The 15,820-nt window shown below is 69.9% G+C and carries 16 protein-coding genes; 4 read left to right on the forward strand and 12 right to left on the reverse strand.

The window, feature by feature from the left end; translation table 11 throughout:
- Window position 1: 1 nt before the first annotated feature.
- From DTS01S_RS17225 to DTS01S_RS17280, 12 genes are all read right to left on the reverse strand, one after another.
- On the reverse strand, window positions 2–1,183 hold the full coding sequence (locus DTS01S_RS17225) for an acyl-CoA dehydrogenase family protein (RefSeq protein WP_061288213.1): 1,182 nt from the start codon (window positions 1,181–1,183) through the stop codon (window positions 2–4).
- A complete protein-coding gene (gene msuE, locus DTS01S_RS17230) occupies window positions 1,180–1,803 on the reverse strand; it encodes an FMN reductase (protein WP_016450173.1) in 624 nt (207 codons plus the stop codon). The genes DTS01S_RS17225 and msuE overlap by 4 nt, the downstream gene beginning before the upstream one ends.
- Before the next feature lie 271 nt (window positions 1,804–2,074).
- On the reverse strand, window positions 2,075–3,385 hold the full coding sequence (locus DTS01S_RS17235; RefSeq protein ID WP_061288216.1) for an acyl-CoA dehydrogenase family protein: 1,311 nt from the start codon (window positions 3,383–3,385) through the stop codon (window positions 2,075–2,077).
- Window positions 3,386–3,473: 88 nt separating this feature from the next.
- Complete coding sequence (locus tag DTS01S_RS17240) at window positions 3,474–4,838, reverse strand: LLM class flavin-dependent oxidoreductase (RefSeq protein WP_061288217.1); 1,365 nt, start codon at window positions 4,836–4,838, stop codon at window positions 3,474–3,476.
- A gap of 25 nt (window positions 4,839–4,863) precedes the next feature.
- On the reverse strand, window positions 4,864–5,688 hold the full coding sequence (locus DTS01S_RS17245; RefSeq protein ID WP_012203704.1) for a MetQ/NlpA family ABC transporter substrate-binding protein: 825 nt from the start codon (window positions 5,686–5,688) through the stop codon (window positions 4,864–4,866).
- Between the two features lie 25 nt (window positions 5,689–5,713).
- Complete coding sequence (locus DTS01S_RS17250; RefSeq protein ID WP_026062385.1) at window positions 5,714–6,991, reverse strand: SfnB family sulfur acquisition oxidoreductase; 1,278 nt, start codon at window positions 6,989–6,991, stop codon at window positions 5,714–5,716.
- A 5-nt stretch (window positions 6,992–6,996) separates the two neighbouring features.
- Window positions 6,997–8,289 carry an SfnB family sulfur acquisition oxidoreductase gene (locus tag DTS01S_RS17255; protein WP_017405402.1) on the reverse strand — a complete coding sequence of 431 codons (1,293 nt, stop codon included), beginning with the start codon at window positions 8,287–8,289 and terminating at the stop codon, window positions 6,997–6,999.
- A gap of 83 nt (window positions 8,290–8,372) precedes the next feature.
- Window positions 8,373–9,035 carry a methionine ABC transporter permease gene (locus DTS01S_RS17260; protein WP_012203707.1) on the reverse strand — a complete coding sequence of 221 codons (663 nt, stop codon included), beginning with the start codon at window positions 9,033–9,035 and terminating at the stop codon, window positions 8,373–8,375.
- Entirely contained in the window at window positions 9,007–10,200 is a 1,194-nt protein-coding gene (locus DTS01S_RS17265) for a methionine ABC transporter ATP-binding protein (protein WP_061288219.1), read from the reverse strand. The genes DTS01S_RS17260 and DTS01S_RS17265 overlap by 29 nt, the downstream gene beginning before the upstream one ends.
- 23 nt (window positions 10,201–10,223) lie before the next feature.
- Window positions 10,224–11,030: a MetQ/NlpA family ABC transporter substrate-binding protein gene (locus DTS01S_RS17270; protein ID WP_017404209.1), complete on the reverse strand. Its 807-nt coding sequence runs from the start codon at window positions 11,028–11,030 to the stop codon at window positions 10,224–10,226.
- Window positions 11,031–11,076: 46 nt separating this feature from the next.
- A complete protein-coding gene (locus tag DTS01S_RS17275) occupies window positions 11,077–11,892 on the reverse strand; it encodes a MetQ/NlpA family ABC transporter substrate-binding protein (RefSeq protein WP_016449091.1) in 816 nt (271 codons plus the stop codon).
- A 267-nt stretch (window positions 11,893–12,159) separates the two neighbouring features.
- Entirely contained in the window at window positions 12,160–12,732 is a 573-nt protein-coding gene (locus tag DTS01S_RS17280; protein ID WP_017404211.1) for a MarR family winged helix-turn-helix transcriptional regulator, read from the reverse strand.
- Window positions 12,733–12,894: 162 nt separating this feature from the next.
- Here DTS01S_RS17280 and DTS01S_RS17285 point away from each other — a divergent pair, with 162 nt between their 5' ends.
- The 4 genes from DTS01S_RS17285 to DTS01S_RS17300 all read left to right on the forward strand — a co-directional run bounded on the left by DTS01S_RS17285 (window position 12,895) and on the right by DTS01S_RS17300 (window position 15,802).
- Entirely contained in the window at window positions 12,895–13,353 is a 459-nt protein-coding gene (locus tag DTS01S_RS17285) for a VOC family protein (protein WP_017404212.1), read from the forward strand.
- A 39-nt stretch (window positions 13,354–13,392) separates the two neighbouring features.
- The gene (locus tag DTS01S_RS17290) at window positions 13,393–14,079 is read left to right on the forward strand and encodes a flavin reductase family protein (protein WP_061288221.1); all 687 of its coding nucleotides are present in this window, start codon (window positions 13,393–13,395) and stop codon (window positions 14,077–14,079) included.
- Window positions 14,080–14,089: 10 nt separating this feature from the next.
- A complete protein-coding gene (gene hpaH / locus DTS01S_RS17295; RefSeq protein ID WP_026062081.1) occupies window positions 14,090–14,893 on the forward strand; it encodes a 2-oxo-hept-4-ene-1,7-dioate hydratase in 804 nt (267 codons plus the stop codon).
- 138 nt (window positions 14,894–15,031) lie between these two features.
- Window positions 15,032–15,802 carry an SDR family oxidoreductase gene (locus DTS01S_RS17300; protein WP_013803947.1) on the forward strand — a complete coding sequence of 257 codons (771 nt, stop codon included), beginning with the start codon at window positions 15,032–15,034 and terminating at the stop codon, window positions 15,800–15,802.
- Window positions 15,803–15,820: the final 18 nt, after the last annotated feature.

The raw sequence follows: 15,820 nt of genomic DNA on the forward strand, positions 1-15,820 counted from the left end.
GTCACGAGTAGAAGCTGGGCTGCGGATGGGTTCCGTTGAGCACCCAGTCGCCCAGCTCCTGCAGCTTGTAGTGCAGCGGGTCGTGCAGCGTCTGCGTGCGCAGGTTGCGCCAGAAGCGGTCAAAGCGCAGCGCCGCGTGCGTGGCGCGCGCGCCCGTGGCCTCGAAGATGCGGCTGGACAGGTCCAGCCCCGAGCGCGTGGTGGCAATCTTGGCGGCCGTCGCGGCCACGGCGACTTCGCCGCGCTCGTGGGCGGTCAGCGCCGGGCCCCGGCGCCAGGCGGCGTCAAAGCGCTGCGCGGCCTGCAGGGTCAGCAGGCGCGCGCCTTCCAGCGCGGCCCACAGCTCGCCATACAGCGCCTGGATGTGGGGGTCTGCGCCGGCCGCATCGGCAGGGGACTTGAACCAGGGCCGCGCCTCGTTCAGCGTGTAGCCGCGCGCCTGCTCCAGCGCGCCCTGGGCAATGCCCAGGAACAGATGGGCCAGGATGAGCTGGGCCAGCAGCGGGCGCAGCGCGGCATGCGGCGTGGACAGCGGGCCGGGGTCGAGCAGCAGCTCTGCCGCCTCCACGCGCACGCGCTCGAACAGGGCCGAGCCGCTGTCGGTCTGGCGCTGGCCCATGTTGTCCCAGTCGCGCAGCAAGGTGATGCTCGTGCGCTCGGTGGGCACCACGCCGATCAGCAGCTGGCCGCTGTCGGCATCGATGGCCGAGGCCACCAGCATCTGCGAGTCCAGCGCGCCCGAGGTGAAGCTCTTCTTGCCCGAGAACTCCCAGTGGCCGGGCTGGCGCGTGGCCGTGGTGCGGCGGTCCAGAGGGTTCAGCGTATTGCCCCAGAACCAGCGGTGGCGTGCCGTCTGCAGCAGCCAGGGCCGCCACTGGGCGGGCTGGCCGAACAGCTGCACGGTGGCCAGGTGCAGGTGCTGGAAGCCGTAGACATGGGCCAGCGAGCCGTCTGCCGTGGCCAGGATGCGCACCGTCTCCAGCGTCTGCACCCAGTCCGCGCCCAGGCCGCCCAGCGCGCGCGGAATGCTCAGTGCCAGCAGGCCGCTGGCGCGCAGCGCATCGCGCTCGGCCTTGGGCGTGCCGCCTGCGGCATCGCGCAGGGCCGCCGTGGCGGCAAGGCGCTGCGCCAGATCCTGCGCAGTGGCTATCGGGTCCGCAGGGACGGCCTCTGACTGGCTCACGCGGGCTGCCCGGCCAGGGCCAGGTCGGCGGCTTCGGGAACGGGCTGCTGTACCTCGGCCTGGGCCTGCACCAACTGCTGCAGCGCACCCCGCAGCACCGGGGCCGACAGCTGCACGGTCAGCTCGATGCGCTGGCGCAGCGATTCGCTGTGGACCTGGCCGTCCTGGATGTCCTCGGGCGTGGAGTACACGCCAATGGGCAGGGTGAGGGCCGAGAAAAAGCCGAACAGCGGGCGCAGCTGGTGGTCCAGGATGAGGGCGTGGCGCGGGCTGCCGCCGGTGGCGGCCAGCAGCACGGGCGTGCCCTGCAGCGCGTCCAGGTCGATGAGGTCGAACAGGTGCTTGAGCAGGCCCGGCAGGCTGGCGCGGAAGACCGGCGCGCCGACGATCAGGAAGTCGGCCTGCTCGATGGCTTCGATGGCCTGCAGCGTGGCCGGCGGCAGGTCGTTCTTGGACAGGGCCGCGCCCAGGTGGGGCTGCAGGTCCAGCAGGTCGATGACCTGTGCCTGCAGCGGCAGCTCCTGGCCCAGGCGGGCATGCAGGGCGTCCAGCAGGACACGGGTGCGGGAGGGGCGGCTCAGGCTGCCATTGACGATGACAGTCTTCAGCGATCGGCTCATGGAAACTCCTTGGCGTGGGTTCCAGGAGGCAGCGCGGCATGCGGTTTGCGAAGACTGCCAGCCCGGATGAGGTGGGATGGATGCCTTCATTACAGGGCCGAACGCCGGTATGGCGAAAGAAACTTAACGCATTTGCTTATCGGTTTGGGTGCCTTGGCAAGTGCTTGTTTCTGAAAGGAATTTTGTGGCGCATGGCATGTGCTAATGCGTTCTGGCGATATGGGCACGGCCGCTGCGCCCGTCCCTGCGCAGCGCGGACGCGCAAGGGCCTTCAGCCCGCCATGCCCGTCACGCCCGTCACGCCCACTTGCCAGTAGTAGATGGGGTCGGCGCCGTTGAGCAGGATGTCGCCCGCCGAGCGGGCCTTGTACAGCACGGGGTTGTGCGAGGCCAGGGTGCGCGCATTGCGCCAGTGGCGGTCCAGTGCCAGGTCTTCGGACAGGGCGCTGGAGCCGCCCACCTCGAACAGCCGCGCGGCCGCCTGCAGCACGGGATCGACCACGGCCACCTGGGCCTGGGCCGTGCGCAGCTCCAGGGCATGCAGCTGCTGCAGCGGCACCTCGCGCCCGGCCTCGCGCTCGCGAGCGATGCGGCCCAGTTCGGCGGCCACGTCGGCCACGGCCAGGCCCGCGATGTAGGCCGTGCCGGCCAGCTGGCCGACGATGTGCTGCACCAGCGGATCGTCCTTGGGCAGGGTGGCGCTGCCGTGGCTGAACACGCGGCGGCGCGCCTGCACATAGGCGATGGCATCGCGCTGCAAGGCCCGGGCAATGCCGGCCAGGGTGGCCAGGTGGGCCAGCTGGAAATAGGCCACCATGGGCGTGGGCTGGGCGCGCGGGAAGCGGATCACGGCGTCGTCGGGCACGCGCACCTGGCTGAGCACGGTGGTGCCCGAGCCGGTCAGGCGCTGGCCAAAGCCGCGCCAGTCATCGAAGCGCTGCACGCCGGACTCCGAGGTGGGCACGACGGCGTGCACGGTCTGGTCTTCCTTGCCCGGCTCCACCGCGCGCGCCACCACGGTCACCCAGTCGGCATACAGCGTGCCCGTGCTGTAGAACTTGCGCCCGTCCAGCCGCCACCAGCCGGGCTGCGTGTCGGGCACCAGGGTGGTCTGCAGCGTGCCCAGGGTGCCTGCGCCGACCTCGGTGGTGGCATTGCCGAACACGGCGCCGCGCGCGGCCAGCGGCAGCCAGCGGGCCTGGGTGGCGGCATCGCGGTCGATGAGCACGCGGTCCAGAAAGCCGAAGTGCGGGCGCAGGATCTGGGCGACGTTGGAGTCGGCCTCGGCCAGCTCGGTCCACAGCGCGAACAGCTGCTCCACGCTGGCGCCGGCCCCGCCAAGGCGGCGCGGCACGCGCAGCGCGGTGAAGCCGCTGTCACGCAGCCAGGCGATGGGTTCATGGGCCAGGCTGCGCGTGCGTTCGCGCTCGGCCGCACCCTGGGCGATGCGGTCGAACACGGGGCGAAAGCGCGCCTGCAGGGACGGCAGCGAGGGCGCGTCTGGATCGGCCGGGCCGTCTGTGGTCGGGCCGGGCGCCGCGTAGGCCGCAGGCTCGGTGGCGCAGGGGAGGGTGGTGGTCATGGCTTTGCAAATTCAAAGGCCCGCCAACCCGGCCTGCCTGCAAGGCAGGGCCGGGCCACGGGCCGGTGGGGGAGGGTGGCTAAGGACTTCAACGCCGCCAGCGCGCGGCGGCGTGGCTGGCGGGCAGGCGGTCGCCCTGGCCGAACAGGCGCTGGCGCAGCGTGGCGTCGTCGCCGTAGCTGGTGCGGTAGCGGCCCCGGTTCTGCAGCTCGGGCACGACCAGGCGGGCGAAGTCTCCCCAGGTCTCGGGCGCGACGATGCGCGTCAGGTTGAAGCCGTCGATCTCGCCCACGTCGATCCAGCGCTCCAGCTCGTCGGCCACCTGGGACGGATCGCCCACGATGGTGGCGTAGCGGCTGCCCAGCGTGAACTGATCCAGCAGCTTGCGCCGCGTGGTCCAGCCCTGCTTCTGGGCGGCCTGGGCCGCCGACTGGATGGCGTTGGTGTTGCCGAAGGAGATGGGGTCGTCCAGCCCGTACTGCGCAAAGTCCACGCCGGTGCTGGCGGCAAAGTGGGCCAGCCCGCTTTCCGCGCTGGCGTGGGCCAGGTAGTCGGCGTATTTCTCGCGCGCCTCGGCCTCGGTGCGGCCGGGCACCACGGCCACGCCGGCGTAGATCTTGATGTCCTCGGGGCGCCGGCCCGCGTCCACGGCGGCCTGGCGCAGCTGGCGCGAGGCCTCGCGCGCGGCCTCGGGCGTGCGTGCGCCGATGAAGATGCCCTCGGCATGCCGGCCCGCAAAGCGCAGCCCGCGCGGCGAGGTGCCGGCCTGGAACAGCACGGGCGTGCGCTGGGGCGAGGGTGCGCTCATGTGGATGGCGTTGGCGCGGTAGAACGGCCCCTCGTGCACCACCGGGTGCACCTTGTCGGGCAGGGCGTGGATGCGCCGCGCCTTGTCGGCGATCACGGCACCCTCTTCCCAACTGCCTTCCCAGAGCTTGTAGGAAAGCTCCAGGAAGTCGTCGGCGCGGTCGTAGCGGCTGTCGTGCTCGGCCAGGCCGTTCTGGCCCAGGCCGCGCGCGCCGCTGTCCACATAGCCGGTGACGATGTTCCAGCCGATGCGGCCATTGGTCAGCTGGTCCAGCGTGGTCACGTCGCGCGCGAAGGTATAGGGCTGGTGCGCGCCCACGGTGGCCGTGAGGCCGAAGCCGATGTGCCGCGTCACCGCCGCCATGGCCGAGACCAGCAGCCAGGGGTTGTTGACGGGCAGCTGTATGCCTTCGCGCAGGGTCAGGTCCACGCCGCCCTGGTAGACGTCGTAGTAGCCGACCACGTCGGCGATGAAGATGCCGTCGAACAGGCCTTCCTCCAGCACCCTGGCGATGTGGGTCCAGTAGGCCAGCGTGCCGTACTCGGTGGAGCGGTCGCGCGGATGGGTCCACAGGCCGTGGTGTATGTGGCCCACGCAGTTCATGTTGAAGGCGTTGACGTGGATGTGGCGCTTGGCTTGCGTCATGGGGCGGGTCCTGCAGTCCGTTGCGTCAGTTCTTCAACCAGGCCAGGCGGTAGAGCTTCTGGTCGTTCAGGTAGAAGGCGTGGATGGTCTTGCGCACCACGTCGGAGTTTTTGTAGATGTCCAGGAAGCGGGCGATGCGCGGGTCGGCCGCGCGGTCGCTGCGGGCCACGAACTGGATGGCCCAGGAGTCGTCCTCGTAGCTGGTGTAGGCCAGGCCCTTGCTGGCATCGAAGGCCTTGGAGGCGATGATGAAATACGGAAAGCCCTGGGCCAGGTCCACGTCGGGCGTGGTGCGCGCCAGCTGCGGGCCCTCGATCTCCACGAACTGCAGCTTCCTGGGGTTGGAGACGATGTCCGCTTGGGTGCCCAGCAGTCCGGTGTCGGGGCGCAGCGTGATCAGGCCCGCGTGCTGCAGCAGGCGCAGGCCGCGGCCCACGTTGACGGGGTCGCTGGCAATGGCCACCTTGGCGCCCGTGGGCAGGTCGGCCAGGGATTTGTGGCGCGTGGAGTACAGGCCCAGATAGGACAGGATGCCCGCCTGCACGCTGGTGAACTTGAAGCCCTTGCTGCGCGCTGCATTGGCCAGGTAGTTGCTGTTCTGGTAGTAGTTGAGGTCGATATCACCCGCGTCCAGCGCCACGTTGGGCGTGGCCCAGTCGGTGAATTCCACCACCTGCACGTCCAGGCCCTGCTTCTTGGCCTCCTTGGCGGCGGCTTCCACCGAGTCCGCGAAGATGCCCGGCACCACGCCGATCTTCAGGGGCGCGGCCAGGGCGCTGCCCGCGAGCAGGGCAGCGCCCAGGAAGGCGGCCAGCCGGGGCCAGAGTGTGGGGGAGGTCGTTGTCATCATTGCATTCCTGTGTCGTTGATAAAGGTCAGAGCGCGCCATGGCGCGGCGGGCGTATGCCGTTGAGCACGTAGTTGCCCACGGCGTGGTATTTCCAGCGCACGGGGTCGTGCAGGGTGTGGGTGCGCGCGTTGCGCCAGAAGCGGTCCAGGCCCTGTCCCGCCAGGGTGGAGGCAGTGCCCGCCAGCTCGAACAGCTTGCTGCCCGCCAGCAGGCTGGCGCTGGTGCTCAGCGCCTTGGCCTGGGCCACGGCCACCGAGGCAGCGGCCACGCTGTCGTCCGTGGGCGCGCGCTGGGCGGCGTCCACGGCCAGGGCCGCGCGGGCCACCAGGGCATCGGCGGCGCGCAGGCGCACGTGGACATTGCCCAGTTGCTGCAGCAGCAGCGGGTCCTGCGTGGCGCTGGCCACGCCCGCGTCCACCCAGGGCCGCGCATGCTCGCGGATGAAGGGCAGGGCGGCCTGCAGCGCGCCGTGGCCAATGCCCGCGTCCAGGGCGGCATGGATGATCTGGGCAAAGGGGCCGATGGTGGTGGGCCGCTCGAAGGAACTGGTGAAGGGCACCACCCATTCGGGCTCCACGCGCACGCGGTCGAACTGCACGGAGCCGCTGCCCGTCACGCGCTGGCCGAAGCCATCCCAGTCGTCGGTGACGGTGACGCCGGCCGCATCGCGCGGGATGAAGACCAGATACATGCGCTCGCCTTGCCCCGGCGCCTCTTCCTGCGCGCTGACCAGGGTGGGAATCCAGTGCGCGAACAGGGCGCCCGTGCAATAGAACTTGCGCCCCTGCACGAACCAGCCGCCGCTGTCGCGCAGCAGCCGGGTGCGGCGCTGGAAGTCGCGGTGGCCGATCTCGGCCAGCGCATTGCCCAGGCGCTCGCCGCGCAGCACACGGTCATAGAAGAAGGCCTTTTGCGCGGGCGATCCGCCCACGCGCAGCACTTCCAGCGAGTAGTAGTGGTTCTGCGGAATGTGGCCGAAGTTGCCATCGGCCGCCGCGATCAGGGCAATGGCCCGCGTCAGCGTGGCCGTGGACACGCCCGCGCCGCCGTACTCCCGGGGAATGGTGATGCCCCACAGGCCGCTCTGGCTGAACTGCTCCACCTCCTGCCAGGGCAGCAGGCGGTCGCGGTCGCGCGCCAGCGCGCCGGGGGCGATGAGGGCGGCAAAACTGCGGGCCGCTTCCAGCGCCTCGGCCTCGCTGCCGATGATGTGGGCGGGCCGGGCCGCAGGCGCTGCGGGAGCGGGCTGGCTGCCCGGTGTGGAGGCCAGGGCCTGCAGCTCTTGGGTCGATGTCTGTGTCATGGCGGTCAGTTCCACTGGTGGCGGCGCGGCAGGGCGCCGTTGAGCAGGTAGTTGCCCAGCAGGTGGTATTTCCAGCGCACGGGGTCGTGCAGCGTGTGCACGCGGGCGTTGCGCCAGTGGCGGTCCAGGTGGTGGGCGGCGCGGCTGGCCGAGGAGCCGGCCAGCGCGAACAGGTGCTCGCCGGCCTGCAGCGCGGCCTCGGTGGTGAGGATCTTGGCCTCGGCCACGGCCACCGAGGCCTGGGCGCTGGCCTGCTCGTCCACCGCGCCACCAGCCGCTGCAGCAAGCGTATCCAGCGTGCGCGCGGCCTCCAGCAGCACGGCATGGGCCGCATCCACCTCGATCTGCAGCTGGCCGACCTCGTGGATGAGGTGGGGATCGTCGCTGGCGCGCGCCACGCCCGAGTCCATCCAGGGCCGGCTCTTGTCGCGCACGAAGTCCACCGCGTCGCGCAGCGCGCCCTGGGCAATGCCCGCGTCGATGGAGGCCTGGATCAGCTGCGACACCGGGCCGGACAGCGAGGGCGTGGCCTCGAACTGCCAGGCAGGCACCACGTCCTCGGGATGTACCTGCACCTGATCCAGCTGCACGCTGCCGCTGGCCGTGGTGCGCTGGCCGAAGGAGTCCCAGTCGTCGAACACGGTCACGCCCGGCGCATCGCGCCGCACCCAGACCTGCACGATGCGGCCCTCCTCGTCCTGGGCACGGAAGGGCACCCAGTGCGCGAAGGCCGAGCCCGTGGAGTAAAAGCGCGTGCCGCTGACGCGCAGGCCGCCTGCGGCATCGCGTGACAGGCGCGCCGTGGCCTCCAGCACATGGGCCGCGCGCCCCTTGCGTTCCGGCCCGGCATTGCCCAGGCGGTGGCCGGCCAGCACGTCGGCGAACCAGCGGCGCTTCTGGGGCTCGCTGCCCATGTCCCGCAGGTTCTGCAGCACGGCGAAATGGTTCTGCGGAATCTGGCCCAGCGAAGGGTCGGCCGCGCACAGCGTGACGAAGACCTGGGCCAGCGTCTCGTAGGAAACGCCCAGGCCGCCGTAGGCGCGGGGCACGGTGATGGCGCCCAGCCCGCTGGCCGTGTAGCGCTCGATTTCCTGCCAGGGCAGGCGCCGCTCGTGGTCGCGGGCCGCTGCGTCCACGCGCCATTCATCGGCCAGGGTCTGGGCGGCCTGCAGGGCCTCGGCCTCGCTGGTGATGCGGTGCGGGGTGGAGGGCGGCAGGGGCAGGCGCCGCAGCGCCCCGCCCGGGGTGTGGTGTGTGTTGCCGGGCAAGGCTGCGCCCAGGGCATCCGGTGTGGTCATTCCGTGCCTCGTTGCTGAGTCGGTGGGGAGAGGGCCGCCAGGCGGCGGCCCCGGAGGGAAAGGCGTGGTGCCTGTTTTCAGCGTCAGCGGCTGCGCAGCCGGCGCACGTAGCGGTCGCCCAGCACCTGGACCACGGTGACCAGCGCGATCAGCACGGCAATCACCAGCAGCATCACCTGGGTGTCAAAGCGCTGGTAGCCGTAGCGGATGGCCAGGTCGCCCAGGCCGCCCGCGCCCACGGCGCCGGCCATGGCCGAGGAACTGATCAGCGCCACCAGGGTGATGGTGAAGCCGCCCACGATGCCGGGCAGGGCCTCGGGCAGGTAGACGTGGCGCACGATGTCCCACTTGCGGCAGCCCATGGCCTGGGCGGCTTCGATGAGGCCGGGATCGACCTCGCGCAGGCTGACCTCGACAATGCGCGCAAAGAACGGCGTGGCGCTGATGGCCAGCGGCACGATGGCCGCCCACACGCCGATGGTGGTGCCCGTCACCAGCCGCGTGAACGGGATCAGCGCCACCAGCAGCACGATGAAGGGCGTGGCACGGAAGCCGTTGATCACGCTGCCCAGCGCGCGGTGCGTGCGCGGCGAGGCCAGGAAGCCGCCGGGTGCGGTGACGATGAGCAGCACCGCCAGCGGAATGCCCGCCGCCAGCGCGATGCCGCCCGAGACGCCGACCATCATCAGCGTGTCGGCCAGCGCGTTGCCGTAGCGCTCAATGGGAATGGACAGATTCAGCGACATATCCGAGATCCTTGATGTCATGCGCAATGGCCGCCGGGCCCTGCGTCAATGTGTGCCAGTCATGCGCGGCCGTGCCGCCGCCCAGCGCGATCAGCAGCTGCCCCTGGGCATGGCCCTGGATGCGGTCCACGCCGCCATGCAGCAGGCGCACCCGGCCGCCCAGGGCCTGGGCGATGCGCGGGAAGTCGGGCTCCAGCCCGTCCTCGCCGCGGTAGGCCAGCTGCAGGATGCGTTCGTGGCGGCCTGCGGGCGCGGTGCTAAGCAGGCGCTGGCGCAGGTCGTCGGGCAGGCCGTGCTGCAGCGGTGCCAGCAGGGCGCGCGTGGCCGGGTGCTGCGGGTTGCCGAAGACCTTCCAGACCTCGCCCAGCTCTGCGATGCGGCCCTGCTCCAGCACCAGCACGCGGTCGGCGATCTCGCGGATCACGCTCATCTCGTGCGTGATCAGGACGATGGTGATGCCCAGCTTGCGGTTGATGGTGCGCAGCAGCTCCAGGATGGACTGCGTGGTCTCGGGGTCCAGGGCCGAGGTGGCCTCGTCGCACAGCAGGATCTCGGGGTCGGTGGCCAGGGCGCGGGCAATACCCACGCGCTGCTTTTGCCCGCCCGACAGCCGGCTCGGATAGGTGCCAGCCTTCTCCTGCAGGCCCACCAGGGCCAGCAGCTCATTGACCCGCGCATTGATGCGTGCGCGCGGAAGGCCCGCCACCTGCAGGGGCAGGGCCACGTTGTCATGCACCGTCTTGGCCGACAGCAGGTTGAAGTGCTGGAAGATCATGCCGATGCGCCGGCGCAGCTGCACCAGCTGCGATTCGTCCAGCGTGCCGATGTCCACGCCGTCGACCCGCACCTGGCCGCTGCTGGGCTGCTCCAGCCGGTTGATGGTGCGCAGCAGGCTGGACTTGCCCGCGCCGCTGCGCCCGATGATGCCGAAGATGCTGCCCGGCGCGATCTCCAGGCTGATCGCGTCCAGCGCCTGTACGGGCCCGGCCGAAGACTGGTAGGTCTTGGCCACGCCGCTGAAGGCCACGGCGCCGGGTCCACGGATGGATTCCCGCGTGGTGCCGGCCGCTGCCGATGAGCGCCTGCCCGCGTCATGGGCCGGCCTGTCCGTCTCGTGGGCCGGCCTGTCCGCCAGGGGCTGCCTGGCTGCAATGCTGGTTGACATGGCTGAAGTCCTCCCCGCGCCGCTCAGGGCTTGACCCAGGCCAGGTTGTACAGGCGCTTGTCGTTGGAGAAGGCGCGCTGGGCTTCGGCCTTCACCGCATCGGAGTTCTGGTAGATGCGGATGAACTTCTGCACCACGGGGTCCTGCGTGCGGTTGGCCTTGACCACGAACTGGATGGAAAAGCGCGCGTCCTCGATGCCCGAATATGCAAGCCCGCTGGACGGATCGAAGGCCTTGGCCGCCACGATGAAGTGCGGGTAGCCCTGGGCGAGGTCCACGTCGCCCGTGATGCGCACCAGCTGCGGCCCCTCGACCTCGACGAAGCTGAGCTTCTTGGGGTTCTCGACGATGTCGTCCAGGCTGCCCAGGTAGCCCACGCCGGGCTTGAGCTTGATCAGCCCCACCTTCTGCAGCAAGAGCAGGCCGCGCCCCTGGTTCACGGGGTCGTTGGCAATGCCCACCTTGCCGCCCTGCGGCACCTGGGCGATGGCCTTGTGCTTGAGCGAGTACAGGCCCACGTTGGCCAGGATGCCCGTGCCCGCGCTGGCCAGCTTGTAGCCGTTCTTCTGGATGGCGTTGTCCAGGAAGGGCTGGTGCTGGAAGTAGTTGATGTCCAGGTCGCCCGAGTCCACGGCCACGTTGGGCGTGGTCCAGTCGGTGAACTCCACCACCTGCACATCGATGCCCTGGGCCTTGGCCTCCTTGGCGGCCACGGCCACCGAGTCGGCGTAGGCGCCGGGCACCACGCCGATGCGCAGCTTGTCGGCAGCGTGGGCGGAGAACAGGGCCAGGGCGGCCAGCGGGGCGATCAGTGCACGGGAAAGCTTCATCGGGATCTCCGGAAAAAAAGTTCGAAAAAGACAGGAAGGGGCCGCGTCACGGCTTGCGCCACGGCAGGCTGTACAGCCTGTCGTTGGCGGCGAAGGACTTGTGGATCTGCGCCTGCACGGCGCCCGAGGTCTGGTAGATGCGCACGAACTGCGCAATGCGCGGGTCCCGGGCGTTGTCCTGGCGCGAGACGAAGCGGATGGCGTAGTACAGGTCGTCAATGCCCGAATACAGCAGCGCATTGCCGGCCACCTGCGGCCGCCCGGCGTTGACGAAGTGGGCCGGGTAGCCCTGGGCCAGGTCCACATCGTCCAGCGCGCGCACCAGCTGCGGCCCCTCGATCTCGACAAAGCGCAGCCTGCGCGGGTTGGACACGATGTCGTCCAGCCCCGCGCGCGGGCCCTTGCCTTCGCGCAGCTGGATCAGGCCGGCCTTCTCCAGCAGCAGCAGGCCGCGCCCCTGGTTGACGGGGTCGTTGGCCACGCCGACGCGCGCTCCCTCCTTCAGGTCGGCAAAGCGCTGGGTCTTGAGCGAGTACAGGCCGATGTTGGGCAGCAGGCCCGTGGCCACGCTGGTGAAGGCATAGCCGCGCTCGCGGATGGCGTTGTCCAGGAAGGCCTGGTGCTGGAAGTAGTTGAGGTCGATGTCGCCGGCCGCCAGCGCCGTGTTGGGCGTGGTCCAGTCGGTGAACTCGATGACCTGCACGTCCAGCCCCTGGGCGCGCGCCTCCTTGGCGGCGACCTCCACGGAGTCGGCCAGCGAGCCGGGCGTGACGCCTATCTTCAGCGCGGCGGCCGCCGCAAGGCCGGGCAGCGCCAGCGTGGCGGCGAGCGACCAGAGCAATGTGTTTCTGCGCGTGGGCAAGGCGTGGTTCCTCCAGCTCGGCCAGGCCCGGCGCCGGCGCCCACATGGCGCCTGCCGGCATGGCCTCTGAAGGCATTGCAACACCCGGCCCCGGCGCGCACCACGACGGAATTCACATTTCCTTATAGCGAGCCATGCGCGGCGCAAGGCATTGATCGCAAAGGAAATTTTGCACAGGCAAGATTGAGCTTATGCCCGCGCGAAATATGGCACCGTGCCGGCTGCGCAGGCTTGCGGCAGCCAGGGCGGCCTGCCGCGCTCCCAGGCTCAAGCGGCCTGTTGCGCCTTCATCCTCGTCCAGGCCTTGAAGAGGATGGACTGCAGGCTGGCACGCTCGCCCTCGTCCAGGTAGTCGACCAGCGACTCGCACATGCGCCAGAAGGCCGGCAGCGCGCGGGCCAGCACCTCGCGGCCCTGGTCGGTGAGCGCCAGGTCGAAGCTGCGGCGGTCTTCCTGGCTGAGGCTGCGCGCCAGCAGCGAGCGCTTTTCCAGCCAGTCCAGCAGGCCCGTCACCGACGAGCGCGTCACGCCGACGTAGCTGGCGATATAGGAGGGCGTGACCACCGTGTCGCCCAGCAGCCCGCGCTCGGCCAGGCCGAAGATCATGAGCACGTCGAGCTTGCTCTCGGACAGGCCGAACGCCTGCAGCGATGCGTTGGCGCGCTGCTCCACATCGTCGGCCAGCCACAGCAGCAGCAGGCCCAGGCCGGCGGCCGGCGTGTCGGTGCCGGGCTGCGCGGTCTCGGCCATCAGGGCCAGGTGCGGGCGCAGCGCTTCGGGGGCGTTGGCGAGGGGGGTGGAATCGGGGGCCGGTGCGGCAGCGGTCTTGCGCGGACTCATGGGAGTGGATGGAAGCGGGTGAAGGCGTGTGAAACCGGGTTGAAGGCGGGTTGAAGCCGGGAGAAGAAAGGGCGGTTGATTTTACGGCTTTCATATATTACGCTTTGTGTATAGTACGTTAAGCGTATTATTTAGCGGCACACAAATCTGCAAGGACATCCCATGCCCATCAAAGTTCTTGAACTCCACCATGTCGGGTTCGGCGTCAACCACGCCCAGGCCGACGCCATGCTCGACTTCTACCGAGAAGTGCTGAACCTGCCCCAGGACGCCGCGCGCTGGAAGATCCCCGGCATCTACGGCTCCTGGATCAACCTGCCCAACGGCAGCCAGTTGCACATCCTCGGCAGCGAGGGGCCGTCGCGCTATGCGCAGGGCCCGGGCAAGGACCCCGTGTCCAACCACATCGCGCTGGCCGTGGACGACATCCTCGGCGCCGAGCAGGAGCTGCTGGCGCGCGGCGTCGATTACTTCACGCTGGACAACGTGGCATCGCCCAGCCTCAAGCAGCTGTTCCTGCGCGACCCGGCCGGCAACCTGGTGGAACTGCACCAGTCCAATGCGCGCGCCCCCGGCATCGCCCAGGCCGAGCAGGACGCGGCGCGCGCCGGCAACGAGTGACGCGACGCCCTCCCTTTTTCCCTTCCCCTCCGGAATCCCATGTACTTTGAAATGCAATCGCTCAACAGCGAGCAGCGCAGCAACATCCTGCACTCCCTGGTTCTGCCCCGTCCCATCGCCTGGATCAGCTCGGTGGACGGGGACGGCACGGACAACGTCGCGCCGTTTTCCTTCTTCAACGCCATGTCGGGCGATCCGCCGCTGCTGTGCGTGTGCATCGGCTCGCGCCAGGGGGTGCTCAAGGACACGGCGCGCAACATCGCGGCCACGGGCGAGTTCGTGGTGAACCTGGTGTCCGAGCCGCTGGCGCGCCGCATGGCGGTGACGGCCATAGAGTTCGGCGCGCAGGTGGACGAGTCGGCCCAGGCCGGCCTGGTCCTGGGCGATGCCCGGCGCGTCAAGGCGCCGCGCATCGTGGACAGCCCTGCGTCCTTCGAGTGCCGCGTGCGCCAGATCATCGATATCGACGGCGTGCGCAGCCTGGTGCTGGCCGACGTGCTGGCCGCCCATGTCATGGATGCGGCCGTGGTCGATGGCGAGCTCATGTACTTCGACCCCGCGCCCATGGAGCTGATCGCGCGGCTGCAGAACCCCGGCTGGTATGGCCGCGTGGGCGATGCCTTCCAGATGCCCACGCCCTCGGTGGCGCAGTGGGATGCCATGCAGCGCCAGGGCGTGTCCGACAGCTACCTGGCCTGGGCCGACGATGGCGCCGCCGCGCGCTGAAGGGCCGCCCATGCTTGCGCAACACACCATAGACAGCCTGGCGGCCGAGCTGCACGCCAGCGAAAAAAGCCGCGTGCAGGTCCGGCACTTTTCCCGCCGCCATCCGGACATGACGGTGCAGGACGGCTACGCCATCTCGCGCGCCTGGATGCGGCTCAAGCGCGCCGAGGGCCGCACGGTCAGGGGCCACAAGATCGGCCTGACCTCGCGTGCCATGCAGCAGGCCGTGCAGATCACCGAGCCCGACTACGGCACCCTGCTGGACGACATGTTCTTCGAGCCCGGCGGCGACATTCCCTTTGCGCGCTTCATCGCTCCGCGCGTGGAGGTGGAGCTGGCCTTCGTGCTGGGCCGCACGCTCAAGGGGCCGGGCGTCACCCTGTGCGATGTGCTGGCCGCCACCGACTGGGTGGTGCCCGCTGTTGAAATCATCGACGCCCGCATCGAGCAAAAGGACCGCGATACCCAGGCCATGCGCACGGTGCGCGACACCATCGCCGACAACGCGGCCAATGCCGGCATCGTCATGGGCGGGCGGCCCGTGCGCCCCGACGCGGTGGACCTGCGCTGGGTGTCGGCGCTGCTGCAGCGCAACGGCGTGATCGAGGAATCCGGCGTGGCGGCCGCCGTGCTCAACCATCCGGCCACGGGCGTGGCCTGGCTGGCCAACCGGCTCGCGCAATGGGATGAGCAGCTGGACGCAGGCCAGGTGGTGCTGGCCGGCTCGTTCACGCGGCCCGTCACGGCCCAGGCCGGCGACAGCTTCCATGTGGACTACGGGCCGCTGGGCTCCATTGCCTGGCGCTTTGCCTGAGCTTCGTCCGCAGTGTGGCGATGGTGTCGCCTGCGGCACAGTCCGCAGGCCCGGCGCGTCGCCGACAATGCAGCGGCGCCGCCCGCCACCGGTGCGCGGGCGGCGGCTGCAACACATGCACTACAGGATGGACAAGCAATGGAGATGAAGAACGCAAAGACGGCCGTGGTCACGGGCGGAGGAACCGGCGTGGGCAAGGCCGTGGCGCTGGCCCTGGCGGGCGCGGGCTACCAGGTGGTGGTGGCGGGCCGCCGCCAGGCGCCGCTGGATGAGACCTGCGCCGAGGCCCAGGCAAAGTACGGCGCGGGCGAGCGCATGCTGGGCATTGCCACCGATGTCAGCGACCCGGCTGCCGTGGAGCAGCTGTTCGCGCGCACGGTGCAGCGCTTCGGTCGCGTGGACCTGCTGTTCAACAACGCGGGCCGGGGCAATCCGCCCGGCTCCTTCCTGGACTGGACGCCCGAGCAGTGGCGCGAGGTGGTCGATGTCAACCTCAACGGCATGTTCTATTGCCTGCAGCAGGCGTTTCGCACCATGCGCGACCAGTCGCCGCGCGGCGGCCGCATCATCAACAACGGCTCCATCTCCGCGCATGCGCCGCGCCCCAATTCCAGCGCCTACACGGCCACCAAGCATGCCGTCATGGGCCTGACCAAGACGGCTGCGCTCGACGGCCGTGCCTACGACATCGCCGTGGGCCAGATCGATATCGGCAATGCCATGACCGAGCTGGCATCGCGCATGGCCAAGGGCGTGCCCCAGGCCAATGGCGAGATCGCGGTGGAGCCGCTGATCGACGCGGATGTGGTGGGCCAGTCCGTGCTCTACATGGCCAGCCTGCCGCTGGAGGCCAACGTGCTGTTCCACACGGTGATGGCCACCAAGATGCCCTTCGTGGGCCGGGGCTGAACCGGCAAGGGCAGGCCC

Origin of the sequence: Delftia tsuruhatensis NBRC 16741, assembly GCF_001571325.1 — a bacterium.
Lineage (GTDB): Bacteria > Pseudomonadota > Gammaproteobacteria > Burkholderiales > Burkholderiaceae_C > Comamonas > Comamonas tsuruhatensis.